The sequence below is a fragment of the Frankia sp. AgPm24 genome, from assembly GCF_023243055.1.
GTDB classification, from domain to species: domain Bacteria; phylum Actinomycetota; class Actinomycetes; order Frankiales; family Frankiaceae; genus Frankia; species Frankia umida.
The window spans coordinates 1-217 of the sequence record NZ_JALKFW010000133.1; the positions used below are offsets into that span (position 1 = coordinate 1).

A 217-nucleotide genomic window follows, 5' to 3' on the forward strand; every position below is an offset into this window, starting at 1 on the left:
CGGGACGGCTCCGCCGCCTACGCCGAAGCGGTCCGCCGTGTCCTGCCCGACGCGGTCCAGGTCAGCGACCGCTGGCACCTCTGGCACGGTCTCGCGGCGGCCGTGCACACCGAGGTCGCCGCGCACAGCGGCTGCTGGGCCAAAGCCGGCCCGCCACCGAACGACGGCCCCCGCGCCCAGACGACACGGGAACGCTGGGCGCAGGTCCACGACCTGC

1 protein-coding gene is annotated in these 217 nt (G+C 76.5%); it reads left to right on the forward strand.

Annotated elements, in window-relative coordinates; all coding sequences use genetic code 11:
* A partial coding sequence (locus tag MXD61_RS05975) for a transposase (protein ID WP_248811828.1) occupies positions 1–217 on the forward strand: 217 nt, incomplete at both ends.